This window comes from Cellulosimicrobium sp. NPDC057127 (genome assembly GCF_042670945.1).
GTDB lineage: Bacteria > Actinomycetota > Actinomycetes > Actinomycetales > Cellulomonadaceae > Cellulosimicrobium.
This window is the reverse complement of sequence record NZ_JBHUUP010000009.1, coordinates 146830-166921: the sequence shown is the minus strand read 5'-3', so window position 1 is coordinate 166921 and position 20092 is coordinate 146830. Positions and strand designations below refer to the sequence as shown.

General features: G+C 73.5%; 14 protein-coding genes and 1 pseudogene. 7 read left to right on the top strand and 8 right to left on the bottom strand.

What is annotated here, in order from left to right:
• Positions 1–14: 14 nt before the first annotated feature.
• The 3 genes and pseudogenes from murJ to ACFTZA_RS11035 all read right to left on the bottom strand — a co-directional run.
• Complete coding sequence (gene murJ / locus ACFTZA_RS11045) at positions 15–1928, bottom strand: murein biosynthesis integral membrane protein MurJ (protein ID WP_378194195.1); 1914 nt, start codon at positions 1926–1928, stop codon at positions 15–17.
• The gene (locus tag ACFTZA_RS11040) at positions 1925–4177 is read right to left on the bottom strand and encodes a DUF6049 family protein (protein ID WP_378194192.1); all 2253 of its coding nucleotides are present in this window, start codon (positions 4175–4177) and stop codon (positions 1925–1927) included. Before ACFTZA_RS11040 ends, murJ begins: the two co-directional genes overlap by 4 nt.
• A gap of 125 nt (positions 4178–4302) precedes the next feature.
• A pseudogene (locus tag ACFTZA_RS11035) lies at positions 4303–4773 on the bottom strand (NUDIX hydrolase); the annotation flags it as partial.
• A gap of 204 nt (positions 4774–4977) precedes the next feature.
• Here ACFTZA_RS11035 and ACFTZA_RS11030 point away from each other — a divergent pair.
• The gene (locus ACFTZA_RS11030; RefSeq protein ID WP_378194189.1) at positions 4978–6480 is read left to right on the top strand and encodes a CCA tRNA nucleotidyltransferase; all 1503 of its coding nucleotides are present in this window, start codon (positions 4978–4980) and stop codon (positions 6478–6480) included.
• Positions 6481–6718: 238 nt separating this feature from the next.
• Here the strand turns inward: ACFTZA_RS11030 and ACFTZA_RS11025 are convergent, their stop codons facing one another.
• Positions 6719–8197, bottom strand: a complete 1479-nt coding sequence (locus ACFTZA_RS11025) for an MDR family MFS transporter (protein ID WP_378194186.1) — start codon at positions 8195–8197, stop codon at positions 6719–6721.
• Between the two features lie 922 nt (positions 8198–9119).
• Here ACFTZA_RS11025 and ACFTZA_RS11020 point away from each other — a divergent pair.
• The gene (locus tag ACFTZA_RS11020; RefSeq protein ID WP_378194183.1) at positions 9120–10064 is read left to right on the top strand and encodes a formylglycine-generating enzyme family protein; all 945 of its coding nucleotides are present in this window, start codon (positions 9120–9122) and stop codon (positions 10062–10064) included.
• 69 nt (positions 10065–10133) lie between these two features.
• Here the strand turns inward: ACFTZA_RS11020 and ACFTZA_RS11015 are convergent, their stop codons facing one another.
• From ACFTZA_RS11015 to ACFTZA_RS11005, 3 genes are all read right to left on the bottom strand, one after another.
• Entirely contained in the window at positions 10134–11498 is a 1365-nt protein-coding gene (locus ACFTZA_RS11015) for an MFS transporter (RefSeq protein ID WP_378194179.1), read from the bottom strand.
• 303 nt (positions 11499–11801) lie between these two features.
• Entirely contained in the window at positions 11802–12893 is a 1092-nt protein-coding gene (locus ACFTZA_RS11010; RefSeq protein ID WP_378194176.1) for an inositol-3-phosphate synthase, read from the bottom strand.
• Positions 12890–13585, bottom strand: coding sequence for a helix-turn-helix transcriptional regulator (locus tag ACFTZA_RS11005; protein WP_378194173.1), 696 nt, complete (start codon positions 13583–13585; stop codon positions 12890–12892). Before ACFTZA_RS11005 ends, ACFTZA_RS11010 begins: the two co-directional genes overlap by 4 nt.
• A gap of 430 nt (positions 13586–14015) precedes the next feature.
• Here ACFTZA_RS11005 and ACFTZA_RS11000 point away from each other — a divergent pair, with 430 nt between their 5' ends.
• The 5 genes from ACFTZA_RS11000 to rplI all read left to right on the top strand — a co-directional run bounded on the left by ACFTZA_RS11000 (position 14016) and on the right by rplI (position 18444).
• Entirely contained in the window at positions 14016–16463 is a 2448-nt protein-coding gene (locus tag ACFTZA_RS11000) for a transglycosylase domain-containing protein (RefSeq protein WP_378194170.1), read from the top strand.
• A 187-nt stretch (positions 16464–16650) separates the two neighbouring features.
• On the top strand, positions 16651–16941 hold the full coding sequence (gene rpsF / locus ACFTZA_RS10995) for a 30S ribosomal protein S6 (RefSeq protein ID WP_378194167.1): 291 nt from the start codon (positions 16651–16653) through the stop codon (positions 16939–16941).
• Positions 16942–17108: 167 nt separating this feature from the next.
• The gene (locus ACFTZA_RS10990) at positions 17109–17648 is read left to right on the top strand and encodes a single-stranded DNA-binding protein (RefSeq protein ID WP_378194164.1); all 540 of its coding nucleotides are present in this window, start codon (positions 17109–17111) and stop codon (positions 17646–17648) included.
• A 90-nt stretch (positions 17649–17738) separates the two neighbouring features.
• Entirely contained in the window at positions 17739–17975 is a 237-nt protein-coding gene (rpsR, locus tag ACFTZA_RS10985; RefSeq protein WP_069386010.1) for a 30S ribosomal protein S18, read from the top strand.
• A 19-nt stretch (positions 17976–17994) separates the two neighbouring features.
• A complete protein-coding gene (gene rplI / locus ACFTZA_RS10980; RefSeq protein ID WP_378194160.1) occupies positions 17995–18444 on the top strand; it encodes a 50S ribosomal protein L9 in 450 nt (149 codons plus the stop codon).
• 185 nt (positions 18445–18629) lie between these two features.
• Here the strand turns inward: rplI and ACFTZA_RS10975 are convergent, their stop codons facing one another.
• Positions 18630–19925, bottom strand: coding sequence for an MATE family efflux transporter (locus ACFTZA_RS10975; RefSeq protein ID WP_378194260.1), 1296 nt, complete (start codon positions 19923–19925; stop codon positions 18630–18632).
• Between the last annotated feature and the right edge of the window lie 167 nt (positions 19926–20092).

Here is a 20092-nt window from a genome sequence, read left to right as displayed (position 1 = left end):
GGATTGCCCGGTTCCTACCGGCGCGCCAGACGCCGTACCCGGGCGAACAGCGGGCCGACGAGCTCGTCGAGCTCACGGACCCGCAGGACGCGCAGGCCGCCGGCGTACACGCCGGTCATGACGGCACCGACCACGGTCACGACGAGAGCGGCCTCCCACCACGACAGCCCGTAGATCTGGCCCGCGAGGCGGACGTAGAGCTGCAGGACGCCCCAGCCCGCGCCCGCGCTGGCGAGGGCGGCGAGCGTCGTCTTCACGTGCATCCGCAGGATGCGGTGCCCGTCGAGCCCTCTGAGGGTGCGGCGCAGCCCGACGGTGCGCAGGGCGACCGCCACGACGTTGGACACGCTCATCGCGGCGCCGACGCCCACGACCCACCACTGCGGGTCGAGCGTGCGCGTGGCGAGCCACGACACGCCGACGAGCACGATCGTGCCGGGGACCTGGATCCAGAACACGGTGCGGCCGTCCTCGAACGCGTAGTAGACCCACTTCATGAGCACCATGCCGCCGAGCGGCACGAGCCCGAACGCCATCGCCACGAGCACCTGCGACACGGCCGCGCCCGACGCCGCCCCGACCGACGGCACGAGCAGCTTGGTGATCGGCAGCGCCAGGACGGCGAACACCGCGGTCGCGAAGACCGTGAACACGCCCACGGTGCGCACGCCGCGCGACAGGTCGCGGCGCACCCGCTCGACGTCACCGGCGTGCGCGGCCGCGCTCATGCCCGTGAACAGCGCGGTCGCGATGGAGACGGTGACGAGCGAGTGCGGGAGCAGGTAGATCATGAGCGCCTGCGTGTACGCGGCGTTGCCCGCGACGGTGAGCTGGTCGGCGAACACGTCCGGCACGCCCGCGGTGAGGCCCGCGACGACGCCCTGCGCGCCCGGGTCACCCGCGTAGTCGCCGAAGCGCTCCGCGAGGGCGGCGCGCGGCGCCTCGCTGGCGAACCGCGTCGTGAACAGCACCCCCACCTGCTCGAGCACGACGGCGGCGAACGTCCACAGCGCCACCTGGCCGGCGGAGCGCAGCCCGATCCCGCGCAGCCCGAACCGCACGTGCCACCGGAACCCGGCACGCCACAGGGGCACGACCAGGACGAGCGCCTGCGCCGCGACGCCGAGGGTCGCGGTGCCGGCGAGGACCGCGATCTTCGGGCCGTCCCACTGCGTGAGGTCGTCCACGGAGCCGGTGGCCGCGGGCCCGTAGACGGCGATGAACACGCCGAAGCCGACGATCGACACGACGTTGTTGAGCACGGGCGCCCACATGAACGGCCCGAACTGCCCGCGGGCGTTGAGCACCTGCCCGAGCAGCGTGTACAGGCCGTAGAAGAACAGCTGGGGCGTGCACCAGAGGGCGAACGACACGGCGAGGGCCATCTGCGGCGAGGTCCACCCGTCGCCCGTGTAGAGACCCACGAGGATGCTCGAGCCGGCCGTGAGCAGCGCCGAGACGGCGAGGAGCACCGTCCCCGACAGCGTGAGGAGCTTGTCGAGACGGTTCTGCGTGTCGTGCGCCCGGTACGCGCGCACGATCTGCGGGACGAGGACCGCGTTGAGCACGCCGCCCGCGAGGATGGCGAAGAGCACGTTCGGGATCTTGTTGGCGACGTCGAACGCGTCGGCGACCAGGCCGGTCGTGCCGATCGCGGCGACGAGCAGGACGTTGCGCACGAGCCCGAGCGCGCGCGAGACGAGCGTGCCGGACGCCATCAGCGCCGACGACCGTCCTAGTCCGCCGGACCGCCCTCCGGCGGGCGCCTCGGCCGCACCGGACTCCGCCGCCGCGTCGGCCGTGCCCGCCGCCGCGGGGTCCCCGGGGAGCGCCGACGGCACCGGGGCGTCCGCGACGCGGCTGGAGCCGGGCCGCTCACCGCGCCGGTCGCCCCGTGGCCGCACGTGGCGCGGGGCCTCGCGCGTCACGTGCGGCGCTCCTCGGCGTCCGCGGGCGCCCGTTCCTCGACGTCGGTCGGCGCGGCGGTCCTGCCCTCCGGCGGTGCGTCGGCGGGCCGGCCGGCCGGCGGTGCGGCCGGCTGGTCCACGGCCGCCCCGGGCAGCCGGCGGGGGGAGCGGCCGCGGCGCACCGTGCGCCAGATGCCCGCGACCATCGCGATCGCGAGGAGCGCCCCGACCACGGTCGTGCCGACGGACTCCCACTCGGCGCGCACCCGCACGACGAACTCCGCGGGCTCGGCGACGCGCACCGACGGGTCGGCGGCGCTGACCACCTCGACGTCGACCGTGACGTTGCCGCTGCCGAACGCCTCCACGGCCACCGGGACGGTCACCTCCGAGCCGGCCGGGACCGTGGTCGTCGGGCGCTGCGGCGCCTTGAGCCGCGGGTCGTCGGGCCGGAGCACGACCTGCACCTCGACGTCCTGCGGCAGCTCGTTCGCCACGCGCACGGGCAGGCTCTGCTCCTCCGCGAGCAGCAGGATGGGCGATCCTCGCTGGATCGAGACGCCGTCCATGACGTTCTGCGCCGCCTGCGCGGCGTGCTGGACGGCGGCGTCGCGCGCCTCGGGCGCCGCGCGGTAGGCGACCGCCGCCGGCGTGACGAAGTCCGGCTCGAGCGGACGCGTGAGCGCCGCGGGGTCGGGGACGAGCGTCGCGTACGCGGCGACCTCGGCGCGGGTGCGGTCGAGCGCGTGCAGCTGGCTCGGCGGGATCTCGCCCTCGGCGGGTGCGTCGTCGGGCAGCGGGGTGCGCGCGTCCCCGGGCACCGGCGCGGCGAGCAGCTCGCCGACCGGCGCGACGTCGACCCACGGCGCGGCCTCGAGCGCGGCCAGGCGCGCCTGGAACGCCTCCGCGTCGGGGTCCCAGCCCCGGGGGAGGGCGACGAGGACGTGCCGTGCCTCGGCCGGCCGCTCGCGCGCGACGACCGCCGTCTCGGCGAGCAGCCGCTGCGTCGCGACCGGGTCGGCCGCGCCACCCGCCGCGACGACCCGGGTCAGCACCGGGTCCGGCACGAGCGCCGTCACGTCGCCCGCGGGCGTGGACACGCGCGCGGTGCCGGTGGGCGTGTAGGTCAGCGACCTGTCGGGCGCGAGCGCGTCACTCCCCACCACGACGGTCGTGGCGCCCGACGACGCGGCGAGGGCCGTCGTCGTGAGGTCCGGGACGGGGTCGGCCGGCCAGGCGAGGTCGGTGCGCCACGACGCGGCGCCGGGCGCGCCGGGCGCGCCGGGCGCGGTGGGCGCCGTGGGCGCCGTGGGCGCCGCCGGCTGCGGGTCCGTCCCGGGCAGCGGTGTGCCGTCGGGCAGCGGCAGGCCCGCGTGCGCGTAGGCCGCGACGTCCGGGTCGTAGGCGCGCAGCGCGAACGTCGTGCGCCCCTGCGACGCCTCGAGCAGGCGCTCCGCCCACGCCGTGACCGCGGGGTCCGACGACGCCTGCGCCGCCGCGACGAGCGCCGGGTCCACGACCCAGCCGACGTCGCTCGCCCCGGCGGTCGCGTCGAGCAGCTCGCCCAGACGGCCGTCGGGACCGGTGGCGACGGCGAGCGCCTCGTCGTAGGCGACGGGGTCCGGGTCGACCGGCGGGCCGGTCACGGCCGCGACCGTGCTCAGCCGCACCGGCGGGACGTCGCCCGGCGGGGCCCACACGACGAACGAGCGCACGGCGGCGAGGCGATCACCGCCGTCGGACACCCGGACCGCGATGCCGCGCGGTCCCCAGTCGCTGCGCGCGGTCAGCCCGAGGTCCGCCGCGGGGACGGTGAAGGTGACCTGCGTCGTGGCACCTGGCGGGAGCGGGCCGGGTCGCTCCAGGCCGACGCGCGTGCCGATCCCGCGCAGGGTCTCCGCGGTGGCCCAGCTCTCGAGCGCGGACCGCGTCGCCGTGGCCGAGCGGTCGAACCCCAGCTCCACGTCGGGCGACGCCAGGGTCTCGTCCGTGCCGTTGGCCACGGTGGCCGTGACGGTGAGCGTCCCTCCCGGGGCGAGCACGCCGGGGGTGACCGCGTCGAGCTCGACCGTGACCTCGCCGGGCGTGACCTCGTCCGTGGCGGCGGGCGCGACGCCCGCGGCCACGGCGGTGGTCGCGGCGGGGGCGAGCACGGTCGTCAGCGCGGTCGTCAGCGCGGTCGTCAGCACGGTCGCCAGCACGGCGAGGACGAGGAGCAGGCCCGGGGCGACGCGGCGTGCGCGCACGCCGCGGGAGGCGGTGGACGTCATGAGCGGTCGGTCGGGCTCCGTGGGGCGGGCGGTGCCTGCCCGCCACCGTCGTGCGGCCGGCCGGGCGAGCGGACGATCGTGCGAGTCACCCTACTCGTGATCGTGCTCCGGAACCGTGCCCGGCGACCCTCCAGGACGCTGCTCGCGACGAGCGCGATGCGCCGCTCGTTCGGGTACGCCAATCGCTCGGCGAGGTCGGCCACACGGATCCACGCGACGTCCTCCGCCTCACCGTCGGGGTCGCCCTCGACGGTGAGGTGGCCGCCCGTCGCGCGGAGCAGGAAGTGGTGGACCACCTTGTGCACCCGCCGGTCGTCACCGGTGAACCAGTAGTCGATGACGCCGAGCGGCTCCTGCACGACGCCGTGGATGCCGGTCTCCTCGGCGATCTCCCGGATCGCGGCCTCCTCGGGCGTCTCGGAGCCCTCGAGGTGCCCCTTCGGCAGGCACCACTCGAGCCGCCCGCCCCGGTTGCGCCGCGCGATGATCGCGGCGTGCGGGCCGTCCGCACCCGTGTCGACGACGAGTCCTCCCGCCGAGACCTCCTCGACCACGGGGAGCGGGGCCGCGCCCCCGGGACGGCTGCGCGGGTCGATGTGCAGCGCGTGGCCCCCGGGCGGCGCGGGCACGGGGACGCGCCGCCCGCGCGCACGAGCCACCTCCGCGGCGTCCCGGCCGCTCGTCCGACAGGGCCCGGGGTCGCTCCGGGGCTCGTCGGCGTGCGCGGGGCTGGACATCCCCCAACTCTACCGAGCAGGACTCGTCCGACCCTGACGCGCCATCTGGCAGGCTTGGGTGTCGTGCCCACACCCCCGACCCCCCAGCCGACACCGGCGGCGCTCGAGCTGCAGCGCCGAGCCCTCGCCGTGCTCGCCGAGATGGCCCCCGCCGCGATCGAGCTCGGCGAGGCCTTCCGCGCGGCGGGCCACGAGCTCGCGCTCGTCGGCGGGCCCGTGCGCGACGCCTTCCTCGGGCGGGCGAGCGACGACCTCGACTTCGCGACGTCCGCGTCCCCCGACGAGACGCAGGCCATCCTCGCGCGCTGGGGCGACGCGCACTGGGACATCGGCAAGGAGTTCGGCACGATCGGCGCCAAGCGGTTCGGGCGGTCGGGCAGCGGGGACGAGCTCGTCGTCGAGGTGACGACGTACCGCACCGACGAGTACGACCCCGCCTCGCGCAAGCCCGTCGTCGCGTTCGGCGACACCCTCGAGGGGGACCTGTCGCGCCGCGACTTCACCGTGAACGCGATGGCGGTCCGGGTGCCGGAGATGACGTTCGTCGACCCGTTCGACGGCCTGGGCGACCTGGCGCGCCGCGTCCTGCGGACCCCGATCGCCCCGGAGCGCTCGTTCGACGACGACCCGCTGCGCATGATGCGCGCGGCGCGGTTCGCGGCACAGCTGGGGTTCGACGTCGACGGCGGCACGCTCGCCGCCCTGGTGCTCATGACGGAGCGCGTCGACATCGTGTCCGCGGAGCGTGTGCGCGACGAGCTGTCGAAGCTGCTGTGCGCCGCCGAGCCGCGGCGCGGCCTCGAGGTGCTCGTCGACACGGGGCTGGCCGACCACGTGCTGCCCGAGCTGCCCGCGCTCAAGCTCGAGATCGACGAGCACCACCGCCACAAGGACGTCTACGAGCACTCCCTCACGGTGCTCGACCAGGCGATCGCGCAGGAGACCGGTCCCGACGGGCCGGTGCCCGCGCCCGACCTCGTGCTGCGCCTCGCCGCGCTCCTGCACGACGTCGGCAAGCCGCCCACCCGCCGGTTCGAGCCCGGCGGGGGCGTGAGCTTCCACCACCACGAGGTGGTCGGCGCCAAGATGGTCACCAAGCGGCTCAAGGCGCTGCGCTACGACAAGCAGGTCGTCAAGGACGTCGCCCGCCTCGTCGAGCTGCACCTGCGCTTCCACGGGTACGGCGACGGCGCCTGGACCGACTCGGCCGTCCGGCGCTACGTCACCGACGCCGGCCCGCTGCTCGAGCGGCTGCACCGGCTCACGCGCGCCGACTCCACGACGCGCAACAAGCGCAAGGCGCAGCGCCTGCGCGACGCGTACGACCACCTCGAGCGACGGATCGCCGACCTGCAGGCCCAGGAGGAGCTCGACGCCGTGCGGCCCGACCTCGACGGCCAGCAGATCATGGCCGTCCTCGGCATCGCGCCCGGGCCGGTCGTCGGGCGGGCGTACAAGCACCTGCTCGAGCTGCGGCTCGACCGCGGCCCGGTCGACGAGGAGACGGCCCGCGCCGACCTGCTGCGGTGGTGGGCCGAGCAGCCGGAGTCGGCCGCGTCGTCCTGAGCTCGGTCTGACGGGGCCTCCGGGGCGGCCGCGCCGGGTCTACCATCCGCGACCTCGTTCCTCGGTCGCTCCCGCCAGACCCGCCACGACCCGGCACGGCCGCCCCTCCGGCCCCGTGCGGCAGCGTCGCCCCCGTCGCCCCCGTCGCCTCGAGCGGACGCCGAACCCCGGGTTGCGCGGCAGACGGAGCTGTCTGTGCCGCGCGACCCGGGGTTCGGGGCCGGACCTCCCGCCCGTCTCAGTGGGCGAGCGGCGCCGGTGCGTCCTCGACGGGCTCGTCCGCGGCCCTGACCGGCGGGGCGCCGTGCGGCGTCGCCGCCGGGCGGCGCAGCAGGAACGACAGGCCGACGGCCACGAGCATGACCGCGGTGCCCCAGACGAACGCGTCGCCGACGCCCTCGGCGAGCGCGACCGGAGCGGACGCGCCCTCCTCGGCGTAGGCGAGGGAGCGGGTCGTCATGACGGCGACGAACATCGCGGTCCCCGCCGCGCCGGCGAGCTGCTGCACGGTGCCGATGGCCGCGGACCCGTGGGAGTACAGCCGCGGCGTGAGGGACGACAGCGCCGTGGTGAACAGCGGCGTGAACATGAACGCGAGCCCGAGGCTCAGCGTCACGTGCAGCCCGAGGACGAACCACGGGGACGAGTCCGCGTGGACCGTCGTGAAGGCGGCCAGGGCGAGGGCCACGACGCTCGTGCCCGGGATGACGAGCGGGCGCGGCCCGACACGGTCGAAGAGCCGGCCGACCGTCGGGCCGAGGAGACCCATGAGGAGGCCGCCCGGCAGCACGATCAGACCCGTCGCGAGCGGCTCGAGGTCCATCGCGTCCTGGAGGAACAGCGGCAGCAGGATCAGGGACCCGAACATCGCGACCATGCCGACCGCCATGATCCCGAGGGCCACGCTGAACGTGCCCGCCGTGAAGACGCGGAGGTCGAGCAGCGCGCGGTCCTCGCGCTGCAGCGCGATCTGGCGCCACACGAAGGCGCCCAACGCCGCCACCCCGAACGCGATCGGCACCCAGACGGGCACGACGGGCGCGTGCCGGGCCGCCTCGCCCATGCTGGACAGGCCGAAGACCAGGCCGCCGAACGCGAGCGCGGCGAGCAGGAGCGAGAACGGGTCCAGGCGCGAGTGCGTACGGTCGGCGACGTCCCGGACGTACAGGAAGCCGAGCGTGAGCGCGACCAGGCCGATCGGCAGCACCGTGCCGAACACCCAGCGCCAGCTCAGCACGTCGAGGATGAGGCCGGACAGGGACGGGCCGAGCGCCGGCGCCGCCGCCATGACGATCGAGACGTTGCCCATGATCTTGCCGCGGATCGACGGCGGGACGAGCGTCATGATCGTCGTCATGAGCAGCGGCATCATGATCGCGGTGCCCGACGCCTGCACGACGCGCCCCACCAGGAGCCACGCGAAGCCCGGGGACAGCGCGGCGAGCAGCGTGCCCGTGCTGAACAGCGACATCGCGAGCAGGTAGGCGCCGCGCGTGCCGAGCCGCTGGAGCAGGAACCCGCTCGCCGGGATGACGACGGCCATCGTCAGCATGAACGCCGTCGTGAGCCACTGACCGGTGCTCGCCGTGATCCCGAGGTCCGCCATGAGCGGCGCGAGCGCCACGCTCATCGTCGTCTCGTTGAGGATGACGACGAACGCCGACACGAGCAGCAGCGCGATGACGAGGAAGTCCTGGCGCGGCAGCTTGTCGGCCACCGCCGCGACGGTCGACGCGCTCGCGGGGGTCGTCGCGGCGGAGGAGGGCGTGGAACCGGGTCTGGTCTCGGAAGCTGTCACGGGGGTCTCCGCTCGCAGGGGTGGGCGCGCCGGTCTCGGGCAGGGCCGGCGAAGGACGGGTCGCACTGCCGGGCAGCGCGAGAGGTCGCGTGCAGGCGCACGCGACGACGACGTCGTGGGAGTGGACGGAAGGAGGCGACCGTCGGACGTCGCCACGACGATCCGTACCCCGTACGACGATCCACCATCCTGCGTTATTCCCGTGTGGTGTGACGACTCCTTTTCGGCGGCTGGCTCATCGGTCGAGGACGCGCGGTCGGAACCCTGCTGACAGCGCCTCCTGCCGGGTTCTTGACGGCAGATTTCCGCCCCCGGCTCCGGCCCTGACCCCGGACCTGGCCGACCAGCCGGCGAGCCGGTGCGACGGCGACGCGGGCGTGGACCTCGTCAGCCTGTCGAGCAGAAGCAGCTCGTCCTGACGCCGAACGACAACGGCTCAGCCGGCGTCGGGCACCACGCGGTGCAGACGGGCCTCGCCGACACCTGCCCGGCCACGTTCCCGAGGGGAGCGGGAGCCGTACGACCTCGAGCGCGACGTCGTGGACCTGCACGACGTCTTCGACGAACCCGCGTGGTTGACGAACCTGCGTGGCTGACGAACCTGCGTGGCTGCGGACGGCGCTCGCGGCGTCCGTCGTGGTGGCGCGGCGCTATCGTGCGTCCCACGACCGGTTGACCGCGACGCGCGAGCTCCCCGTCGACGGCGCGGCCCTCGCCGCGCTGACCGTGCCCGGTGCGGTGGTCGGGCTGGCCGCCGCGGTGTTCTTCGCGGGAGGTGCGGTCGCGGGAGCTGCGGTCACGGGCGGGGCCTCAGGCGACGACGGTGAGGGAGGACGAGGCGATGAGCGACACGGGCACCGGCTCGCTGACGGCCGACCTCGTCCGCGTCGACGGCGGCACGTTCCGCATGGGGTCGGAGCACTTCTACCTCGAGGAGGGCCCGGTGGTGGAGGTGACCGTCGCGCCCTTCGAGATCGGCCGCACCCAGGTCACCAACCGCGAGTTCGCCCGGTTCGTCGACGCCACGGGCTACGTCACGACGGCGGAGCGGACGCCGGACCCGGACGAGTTCCCCGGAGCCGACCCGGCGCTGCTCGTCCCCGGGTCCCTCGTCTTCACGCCGACCGAGGGACCCGTCGATCTGCGCGACTGGCGGCAGTGGTGGCGATGGCAGCCCGGAGCGTCGTGGCGGCACCCCGCCGGTCCCGAGTCGTCGCTCGACGGCCTCGACGACCACCCGGTCGTGCAGGTCTCGTTCGAGGACGCCGCCGCCTACGCGGCGTGGGCAGGGCTGCGGCTGCCGACGGAGGCCGAGTGGGAGATCGCCGCGCGCGGCGGTATGGACGGCGCGACCTACACGTGGGGCGGCGAGGCGCAGGACGGCACGCGCGCCAACACGTGGCAGGGCCGGTTCCCGTACCTCAACACCGGCGCGGGCTCCGGCCGCTGGGTCGGCACCGCGCCCGTCGGGTCGTTCCCGCCCAACGGCTTCGGCCTGCTCGACATGGCGGGCAACGTCTGGGAGTGGACGACCGAGCCCTGGACCGACCGGCACCGCCGGCCCCTCGCCGTCGCGGACGAGCCCGCGCACGCGTGCTCGTGCGGGTGCGGCCCGTCCGACGCGCGGGAGCGCGCCGGTACCGAGGCGCCGCCCGAGCGTCTGGTGCTCAAGGGCGGCTCGCACCTGTGCGCCCCCGAGTACTGCCTGCGGTACCGCCCGGCAGCCCGCTCGCCGCAGACGCCGGACTCCGCGACGACGCACATCGGCTTCCGCTGCGCGCGCTGAGCGGACCGCCGCACGCTCCCGCTCCCGCCGCCGCGCGCGGCACGCCCGTCCGAACCGGTGCGCGGGTCGTCAGGGTCGGGGACCGCGCTCGCTCGCCGCGGGTTCCGCGTCGTCGGCCTCGGACGGGTCAGGCTCGACGTCGGTGCGCAGGGTGACGGCCTCGGCCGGCGTCCGCGCACCGCGCGACCACAGCAGTGCGGCCGCGGCCACGTACGCCACGGCGAGCGCGGCGAACACAGGTCGCGACCAGCCGGTGTCCGGGAGCGTGAACGCCGCGAGCGCGGCCGCACCGACGAACGCCGCGTTGTACAGCACGTCGTAGAACGCGAAGGCGCGGCCGCGGTACCCGTCCTCCGTGTCGCGCTGGACGATCGTGTCCACCGCGATCTTCGTGCCCTGCGCCGCCAGACCCAGCAGCGCGGCGCCCGTGTAGACGACGGCGCGGGACGGCGTCGTGAGCAGCAGCATCTGGCTGGCCGCGGCGAGGAGCAGCATGATCGCGATCCACACCTGCGGTCCGGTGTACCGCGACAGCGTCGGCGTGAGGAGGACGGCACCCGCACCGCCCACGCCGGTGAGCCCGACCACCGTCGCGAACGTCGCGAAGCCCCCGGCCTGGCTCCCCGGGTCGAGCACGTTGCGCGAGATGAGGATCGACGCGATGAACACCACGCCGTACAGGAACCGGTGCGTCGCCATCGCGAGCAGCGCCTGCCCCGGCGTCCGCCGGGCGACCAGGTAGCGCGCGCCGTCCGCCAGCCCGCGGGCCACGCGCGCGATCTCGCTCGTGATCGCCGACTCCGCGGGACGCTCCGGCCCGAGCTGCGTGCGGCCCAGCCGCAGCGCCAGGAGCGACGCGACCGCGAACACGACCGCCGCGCACACCAGCGCCGACGAGTCCTTCACCGGGCCCTCGTCGATCGCGAGCCCCAGCACCACCCCGACACCGCCCCCGACGAACGCCGCACCCGCGCCGAGCGTCGGCGTGAGCGAGTTCGCCGTGAGCAGCAGCGGCCCGTCGACGACGCGCGGCAGCCCCGCGGACAGCCCCGCCAGCAGGAAGCGGTTCACCGACAGGGCCGCCAGTCCCAGCACGTAGATCCCGACGTCGACCCCGCCCGAGAGCATGAGCGCCGCCATCGCGCCGGTGATCACGACCCGCACGGCGTTGCCCCACACGAGCACCTGCCGGCGCTGCCACCGGTCGAGGAAAACCCCCGCGAACGGTCCCACGACGGTGAACGGCGCCAGCATGACCGCGAACGCCCCCGCGATCGCCCCCGCCGTCCCCTGCGACTCGGGGGAGAAGAACAGCAGAGACGCCAGACCCACCTGGAACATCCCGTCGCCCGCCTGCGACACGAGCCGCACGGCGAACAGACGGCGGAAGCCCTCGAGGCGCAGCAGCGCCCGGAGCTCGGAGATCACACCCACGCGTTCACCCTACGTTCGTGTCGTCCCAGCCCAGATAGAGGGAGATCGCCGAGATCGAGGGCGCTTTCCCTCTATCTCGACGATCTCCCTCTATCTCGCGGGGTGGTCAGCGCTTCGGATCAGCGCTCGACGCTCATGGTCGCGCCGATCCTGCGCTCCGCTGCGGGCGAGAACCTCGTTCCTCGGCCCTCACCCTCCGCTGCGCTTCGGATCAGCGCTCGACGATCGTGGTCGCGCCGATCCTGCGCTCCGCTGCGGGGGAGTGCCTCGTTCCTCGGCCCTCACCCTCCGCTGCGCTTCGGATCAGCGCTCGACCTCACCGCGGATGAAGGCCTCGAGCTGCGCGCGGCCCTTCGTGTCCTCCATCTGGACCGGCGGGGACTTCATGAAGTACGTCGACGCCGAGAGGATCGGTCCGCCGACGCCGCGGTCCTTCGCGATCTTCGCGGCGCGGACGGCGTCGATGATGATGCCCGCGGAGTTGGGGGAGTCCCACACCTCGAGCTTGTACTCCAGGTTCAGCGGGACCTCGCCGAACGCGCGGCCCTCGAGGCGCACGTACGCCCACTTGCGGTCGTCGAGCCACGCGACGTAGTCCGACGGGCCGATGTGGACGTTGCGGTCCTCGGTCTTGCCGGCGAGCGGGCCCTCGAGGTTCGACGTGACGGCCTGCGTCTTCGAGATCTTCTTCGACTCCAGGCGCTCGCGCTCGAGCATGTTCTTGAAGTCCATGTTGCCGCCGACGTTCAGCTGGTACGTGCGGTCCAGGATGACGCCGCGGTCCTCGAACAGCTTCGCGAGCACGCGGTGCGTGATCGTGGCGCCGACCTGCGACTTGATGTCGTCGCCGACGATCGGCACGCCGGCCTGCTCGAACTTCGCGGCCCACTCCGGGTCGGACGCGATGAACACCGGGAGCGCGTTGACGAACGCGACGCCCGCGTCGATCGCGGCCTGCGCGTAGAACTTCGCCGCCGCCTCGGAACCCACCGGCAGGTAGCACACGAGCACGTCGACCTGCGCCTCGCGCAGCGCCGCGACGACGTCGACCGGCTCCGCGTCCGACTCCTCGATCGTCTGCGCGTAGTACTTGCCGATGCCGTCGAGCGTCGGGCCGCGCTGGACGGTCACGCCGGTCGGCGGCACGTCCGCGATCTTGATCGTGTTGTTCTCGGAGGCGTTGATCGCCTCGGAGAGGTCGAAGCCGACCTTCTTCGCGTCGACGTCGAACGCCGCCACGAACTCCAGGCTCGACACGTGGTAGTCGCCGAACTGCACGTGCATGAGGCCGGGGACGGTGCCCGCCGGGTCGGCGTCACGGTAGTAGTGCACGCCCTGGACGAGGGACGATGCGCAGTTCCCTACGCCGACGATGGCGACGCGGATGGAGGTCATCCTCGCTCCTTGGTGATCGAAGTTCCAGGATCCTCGGGACGACGAGCGCCGTCGGGCTCCTGACGGGGTGGTTCCGCAGGGTGCGGGGTGCTGCTGGGTCGTACGCGCCCGCTGCCTCGGGGTGACCCGAAGGAGCGGTCGCGCTCGGTGGTGATGAGACCGTCGAGCCAGCGCACCTCGCGCTCGACCTGCTCGAGTCCGTGGCGCTGCAGCTCGAGCGTGTACTCGTCGAGCCGCTCGCGGGTGCGGGCCGCGGACTCCCTGACCGCCTCCAGCCTCTCCGTGAGCCGGGTGCGCCGGCCCTCGAGGATGCGGATGCGGGTCTCGGCGTCGGTCTGCGCGAAGAACGCGAACCGGACGTCGAAGCTCTCGTCCTCCCAGGCGGCCGGCCCCGACGAGGCCAGGACGCTCTGGAGGTGTTCCTTGCCGTCGGCCGTCAGCTCGTACACGATGCGCGCTCGCTTGCCCGACAGGGCCGGTGCCAGCGCCGTCGGCGAGGACGACTGCTCGGTGCCCGTGATGAGGCCGCGCGCGACGAGCGACTTGAGTGCCGGGTACAGCGACCCGTACGAGAGCGCGCGGAACGAGCCGAGCATGAGGTTGAGGCGCTTGCGCAGCTCGTAGCCGTGCAGCGGCGACTCGTTGAGCAGACCGAGGATCGCGGTCTGGAGCACCGGTGTCTTGCTGCGCACGACCCTCACCTCCGCCCGTCGCGCCGTCGTCCTCGCCCGCCCGACGGCCGGGGGGAAAGTCGATGTATCGAGTCGATACATCGATAGGTTAGGTCGTCCCGATGTGTCGCGCAACGCTTCACGAGGCCCGTGACCACCGTCACGGCCGGGCCCCGACTTGTGAAGAGGCCGGGGAGGGCCCGGGGCGCCAGGGCGAATCAATGGCGCACGATGACGTCCGCAGGGCTCCGAGCCACCGCTCGGCGAAGGCGACGTCCTATTGTTCAGGGTGGCCCGTGCTGCGCGTGCGTGCCGCCCCGTGCCCGACGACGTCCCTCGCCCAGGAGGTTCGTGGCCGTGGCACCGGTGTGCGGCTGACAGGCACCGCCTGCATAGGTCCCGAGAGGCGCCCCGGCGTCGCTCCCGAACGTCCCCCAGAGGAAGGCAGACCGTGGCGCGATCCACGAGCACGAAGGGTCGGACGACCGCGCGACCGCGCGGTCGCCGTCGTTTCTTCGACTACCCGCGCTCGCGTGTCACGGGCTTCCGCCGGTGGCTCCCGTCGTGGCGCGTCGTCGTGGGCACGATGCTCACCGGCATCGCGCTCGTCGCGGGTGTCGGCGCCGCCGCGTGGTTCACCACGGAGGTGCCGGACGAGCTCCCGAGCGTCGACGCGCAGACGTCGACCGTCTACTGGGGCGACGGGGCCACGCAGATGGGCACGTACGCCGTCGAGAACCGCGAGATCGTCGACTACGCGACCCTGCCCGAGTACGTGGGCGACGCCGTCGTCGCGTCCGAGGACCGCACGTTCTGGACCAACGCGGGCGTCGACCCGAAGGGCATCGCGCGCGCCTTCTACAACAACGTCCGCGGTGGCGACCGGCAGGGCGCGTCCACGCTGACGCAGCAGTACGTCGAGCGCTACTACACGGACACCGTCACCGACTACGCGGGCAAGGCCCGCGAGGTCATCCTCGCGCTGAAGATCACGCAGCAGCAGGAGAAGTCGCAGATCCTCGGCAACTACCTCAACACCATCTACTTCGGCCGCGGCGCCTACGGCATCGAGGCGGCGGCGCAGAAGTACTACGCCAAGCCGGCCGCCGAGCTCACGCTGTCGGAGTCCGCCGTCATCGCGGGCATCATCCCCAACCCGACGAACTGGGACCCCGCGAACAACCCGGAGCAGGCGCAGCACCGGTGGGAGCGCACGCTGAACCTCATGCTCGAGGACGGCCACATCGCTCAGGCCGACCACGACGCCGCGATCGCCGCGGGCATGCCGCAGCCGGTCGAGTACGTGAAGTCGAACAAGTACGCCGGGCCGACGGGCTATCTGCTCGCCATGGTCGAGGAGGAGCTCGAGGGCGACGCAGGCATCACCCCGGACGAGCTGCAGACCAGGGGTCTCACGGTGACGACGACGGTCGACAAGGCGATGCAGGACGCCGCGGTCGCCGCGATGCAGACGATCCCCGAGGACGCCGCCCCGAACCTCCGTCAGGCGCTCGTGTCGCTCGATCCGGCGAACGGCTCCGTCCGCGCGCTGTACGGCGGCGCGGACTACCTCGCCAACCAGTACAACAACGCCACCCGCGGCGCCGCCCAGGGCGGCTCGACGTTCAAGCCGTTCACGCTCATCGGCGCGCTCGAGGCCGGGCACACGCTCGACGAGCGCTTCAACGGAGACAGCGGGATCGAGGTCCCCGGCTTCGACAAGCCGGTCGTGAACTTCGGCGACTACAGCTATGGGAGCACCGACCTCGTCGAGGCGACCGCCAAGTCGGTCAACACGGTCTACGCAGAGCTCAACGTGGAGATCGGCCCGGAGACGACCGCGGACGTCGCCGCGCGAGCAGGCATCGACCCGAACAAGGTCCGCACGAACCCGGCGAACGTCCTCGGGACCGACACGGTCACCCCGCTCGAGCTCACCAACGCCTACGCGACGCTCGCCGCGCAGGGGATGCGCGCCGACCCGCACATCGTCGCGGAGGTCAAGGACGCGCGGGGGAACCTCGTCTGGCAGGCGCCGGGCGCGGACCAGCGGACGCAGGAGTTCGAGCCGGACGTCATCGCCGGTGCCACCTACGCCATGACCCAGGTCGTCGAGGCGCCGGGTGGGTCGGGTGCGCCGGCCCAGGCGCTGGACCGCCCCGTCGCCGGCAAGACCGGGACGTCGAACGACAACCGGTCCGCGTGGTTCGCCGGGTTCACCCCGCAGCTCGCCACCGTCGTCGGTCTGTACCAGGTCGGTGAGGACAACTCGCAGGAGCAGATCACGCCGTTCGGCGAGTGGGACGCGATCACGGGCGGCACCTGGCCCGTCCAGGGCTGGACCACGTACATGCAGGCGGCGATGGCGAACATGCCCGTCGAGGAGTTCCCGGAGTACACGCCGCCACGCAAGCCGCAGCCGACGGAGGAGCCGACCGAGGAGCCGACCGAGGAGCCCACGGAGGAGCAGACCGAGGAGCCCGAGGTCGAGGAGCCGGAGAACGTCACCGTGCCGGCCAACCTGGCCGGCATGTCGCAGCAGGACGCGCGGGCGGCCCTCCAGGCGCTCGGTCTCAAGGCCAACGTCACCGAGGAGTTCTCCGACACCGTTCCGCGCGGCGTCGTCATCAGCTCCGGGTCCGCCGGAGCCCAGGTGCCGCCCGGATCGACGATCGCGCTCGTCGTCTCCAAGGGACCCGACCCGGCGAACCAGCCCGAGGAGCCCGAGGAGCCCGAGGACCCGGAGAACCCGCCGACTGAACCGACCGAGCCCACGACCCCGCCCGGCCAGGGCGGCGGTGGAGGCGGTGGCGGAGGCGGCGGCACCGGTGGTGGTGGTACCGGCGGCGGCACGCAGGGCGGCGTCGTCGGCGGCATCATCGGCGGCGGTCGCGGCTGATCGTCCTCGACCGGCCGAGGACGGGTTCAGGGAGCTCGTCCGCACCATCGATTTCCGGGGCCGCACCCGCTGCGGGTACCCTGGGGAGCTGCTGTCCGCGGCATCGCCGCGCGACAGCAGGACTGCATGAACCCTCCTGTCACGGATGGACCGTGACCGTGAAGACCAGAGGAGGTGGGTTATCCGCATGCGTCAGTACGAACTGATGATCATCCTCGACCCTGAGGTCGAGGAGCGCACCGTCGGCCCGTCGCTCGACAAGTACCTGTCGGTCATCAAGACCGACGGCGGCTCCGTCGACAAGGTGGACATCTGGGGTCGTCGCCGCCTGGCGTACGACATCGAGAAGAAGTCCGAGGGCATCTACGCGGTCGTCGACTTCACGTCGACGTCCGACACCGCCAAGGAGCTGGACCGTCAGCTCGGCCTGAACGAGGCCGTGCTGCGCACCAAGATCCTGCGCACGGACGCTCGCTGACCTACCCCCGCACCCCCTCGCGGCTCGTCCTCCACGGGTCGTCCCACGCCGTCGCGCGTGTGGGCGCCACGTGATGGGATGGGCCGGCGCGCGAGCGGCGGGGCACCGTACGAGACGACGAGCGACGCCGCCGACACGGACGACGACGACACACGAAGGAGCTGGCCATGGCAGGTGACACCGTCATCACGGTGATCGGGAACCTCACGGGCGACCCGGAGCTGCGCTTCACCCCTGCGGGTGCGGCGGTGGCCAACTTCACGGTGGCGTCGACGCCGCGCACCTTCGACCGCCAGGCGAACGAGTGGAAGGACGGGGAGACCCTGTTCATGCGCTGCTCGATCTGGCGCGAGGCCGCGGAGAACGTGGCGGAGTCGCTGACGAAGGGCATGCGCGTCATCGTGCAGGGCCGCCTCGTCCAGCGTTCGTACGAGACCCGCGAGGGGGAGAAGCGCACCGTCGTCGAGCTGCAGGTGGACGAGATCGGTCCCTCCCTGCGCTACGCCTCCGCGAAGGTCACCCGGGCCCAGCGCTCGGGTGGCGGTGGCGGCGGCTTCGGCGGCGGCGGTGGCGGCTTCGGAGGGGGCGGCAACGCCTCCGGTGGTGGATTCGGCGCTTCCGGCGGCGGTCAGCAGAACGACGACCCGTGGGCCTCTGCCGGCCCGGCGTCGTCCGGTGGTTCGTTCTCGGACGAGCCCCCGTTCTGACCGGTCGCCACACCCAGAACATCCCTCGTCCCTGACCGACGCCGCGTCCGCGGCCCGGGCGGGGACCGCACCTGAGAAGGAGCACCCACCATGGCCAAGCCTGTGGTGCGCAAGCCCAAGAAGAAGTCCAACCCGCTGAAGACGGCGAAGATCGAGACGGTCGACTACAAGGACACCGTTCTCCTTCGCAAGTTCATCTCCGACCGCGGCAAGATCCGCGCGCGTCGCGTGACCGGCGTCTCCGTCCAGGAGCAGCGCCAGATCGCCCGTGCGGTGAAGAACGCGCGCGAGATGGCCCTGCTGCCGTACACGTCGACGGCTCGCTGAGCGGGGAGGGGAAGAACTCATGGCCAAGCTGATCCTGACCCACGAGGTCACCGGTCTCGGTGCGCCCGGCGACGTCGTCGAGGTGAAGGACGGGTACGCCCGTAACTACCTCGTCCCGCGCAAGCTCGCCACGCCGTGGTCGAAGGGCGCCGAGTCGCAGGTCTCCGCGATCCGCAAGGCGCGCAAGGCTCGCGAGATCGCGTCGCTCGACGACGCGAAGGCGATCCGCGACTCGCTGCAGTCGAAGCCTGTCGTCGTCGAGGCGAAGGCCGGCGCCGCCGGTCGTCTCTTCGGCGCCGTGACGACGGCGGACATCGCGTCCGCGGTCGCCGCGTCCGAGGGCCCCTCGGTCGACAAGCGCAAGATCGAGATCGGTCAGCCGATCAAGTCGACGGGCGACTACACGGTCTCCGTCCGCCTGCACCCCGAGGTCTCCGCGACCGTCGCGGTGAAGGTCGTCGCTGCCTGATCTGCTGATCCAGCACGCCGAAGGCCCGGTCCCTCCCGAGGGGCCGGGCCTTCGTGCTGCCCGGTGCGAAGCTGTCAGCGTCGTGCTCGACCGAGGCGGTCTGTGCGGCTGACACGCGAGCCCACCCACGGAGATGTCAGCGCCCTGCGTCTCTCGGGGCGCATGGGGTGCTGACAGGTCGCGGCTCAGGCCGAGCCCGTGACCATCCATCGGGTGCCGCGGGCGCGCAGCCCCGTGGTCACGGCGCGCGCGGCCATGAAGACGCCGGCGAAGGCGAGCCACAGCCACGCGAGCCCGGCCGCGCCGTCAGGCGCCCAGTGCCGGACGGCGAGCGCGAACGGCGCGTAGACGACGAGCGTCACCATGCCGGCCCAGGCGAGGAAGCGCCCGTCGCCGGCACCGATGAGGACGCCGTCGAGGACGAACACCCACCCCGCCATGGGCATGAGCACGCCGCACACCGCCATGCCGAGCGCGACGGCGGAGCGCACGGCAGGGTCGGTCGTGAACAGCAGGGCGAACCACCAGCCGCCGGCCGCCATGACGACGCCGATGACCGCGCCCGCGGCGACGCCCCACTGCAGCGTGCGACGGAGGACGGCTCGCACCCGCGGGACGTCGTCGGCGCCGAGCCCGTGGCCGACGAGGGCCTGGGCGGCGATGGCGAGCGCGTCGAGCGCGAACGCGGCGAGCCCCCACACGGAGGTCACGACCTGGTAGCCGGCAAGGGTCACCTCGCCGAGGCCCGTGGCGACGAAGACGGTGAGCAGGATCGCGAGCCGGAGCGACAGCGTACGCACGAAGAGCGGGGCGCCCGCCCGGGCGTTGGCCCAGATGCCGCCGGCGGCGGGGCGCAGGGCGGCCCCGCGCCGTCGGGCGCCGCGGACGACGACCGCGACGAGGACGGCGCCCATGGCGAGCTGCGCGATCGCTGTACCGATGCCCGAGCCGGCGATGCCGAGACCGGCGCCGTAGACGAGCACGACGTTGAGGACGGCGTTGGCGGACGCGCCGCCCGCCGCCACCCAGAGCGGCGTCCGGGTGTCCTGGAGGCCGCGGAGCACACCCGTGGAGGCCAGCACGAGGAGCATGCCGGGCAGGCCGAGGGAGGACCAGCGCAGGTAGACCACGGCGTGCTCGGCGACGTCGCCGGTGCCGCCCATCGCGCTCACGGCCCATGGCGCACCGATCCACAGGCCAGCTGCGAGGGCGACCCCGAGGCCCAGGGCGAGCCACAGCCCGTCCACGCCCGACTGGAGCGCCTCGCGCTCGTGCCCGGCGCCGAGCCGGCGCGCGACGGCGGCGGTAGTCGCGTAGGCGAGGAACACGCACAGGCCGACGAGCGTGACCAGCAGCGTCGAGGCGAGGGACAGCCCCGCGAGCTGGGCCGTGCCGAGGTGGCCGACGACGGCCGAGTCGACGAGCACGAACAGCGGTTCGGCGACGAGCGCGCCGAGGGCCGGTACCGCGAGGGCGAGGATCTGGCGGTCGAGGGCCGAGCGTGGGCGACGCCCTGTGGACGATGCGGTGCCAGGGGCCGCCGCGGGTGAAGAGCGGGTGACGGGCGACCGGCCTGCGGGTGTCCGGCGTGTCGTCGGCGTGTCGCCCGACTTTCTTTCGTCCACATGATCGAGGGTAGTGAATGTGC

What these genes read in the sequence shown, in the direction of transcription:
- ACFTZA_RS11040 (WP_378194192.1), bottom strand. Translation starts at nt 4,177, where the DNA reads ATGACGTCCACCGCCTCCCGCGGCGTGCGCGCACGCCGCGTCGCCCCG.
- ACFTZA_RS11020 (WP_378194183.1), top strand. Translation starts at nt 9,120, where the DNA reads ATGAGCGACACGGGCACCGGCTCGCTGACGGCCGACCTCGTCCGCGTC.
- ACFTZA_RS11010 (WP_378194176.1), bottom strand. Translation starts at nt 12,893, where the DNA reads ATGACCTCCATCCGCGTCGCCATCGTCGGCGTAGGGAACTGCGCATCG.
- rpsF (WP_378194167.1), top strand. Translation starts at nt 16,651, where the DNA reads ATGCGTCAGTACGAACTGATGATCATCCTCGACCCTGAGGTCGAGGAG.
- ACFTZA_RS10990 (WP_378194164.1), top strand. Translation starts at nt 17,109, where the DNA reads ATGGCAGGTGACACCGTCATCACGGTGATCGGGAACCTCACGGGCGAC.
- rpsR (WP_069386010.1), top strand. Translation starts at nt 17,739, where the DNA reads ATGGCCAAGCCTGTGGTGCGCAAGCCCAAGAAGAAGTCCAACCCGCTG.
- rplI (WP_378194160.1), top strand. Translation starts at nt 17,995, where the DNA reads ATGGCCAAGCTGATCCTGACCCACGAGGTCACCGGTCTCGGTGCGCCC.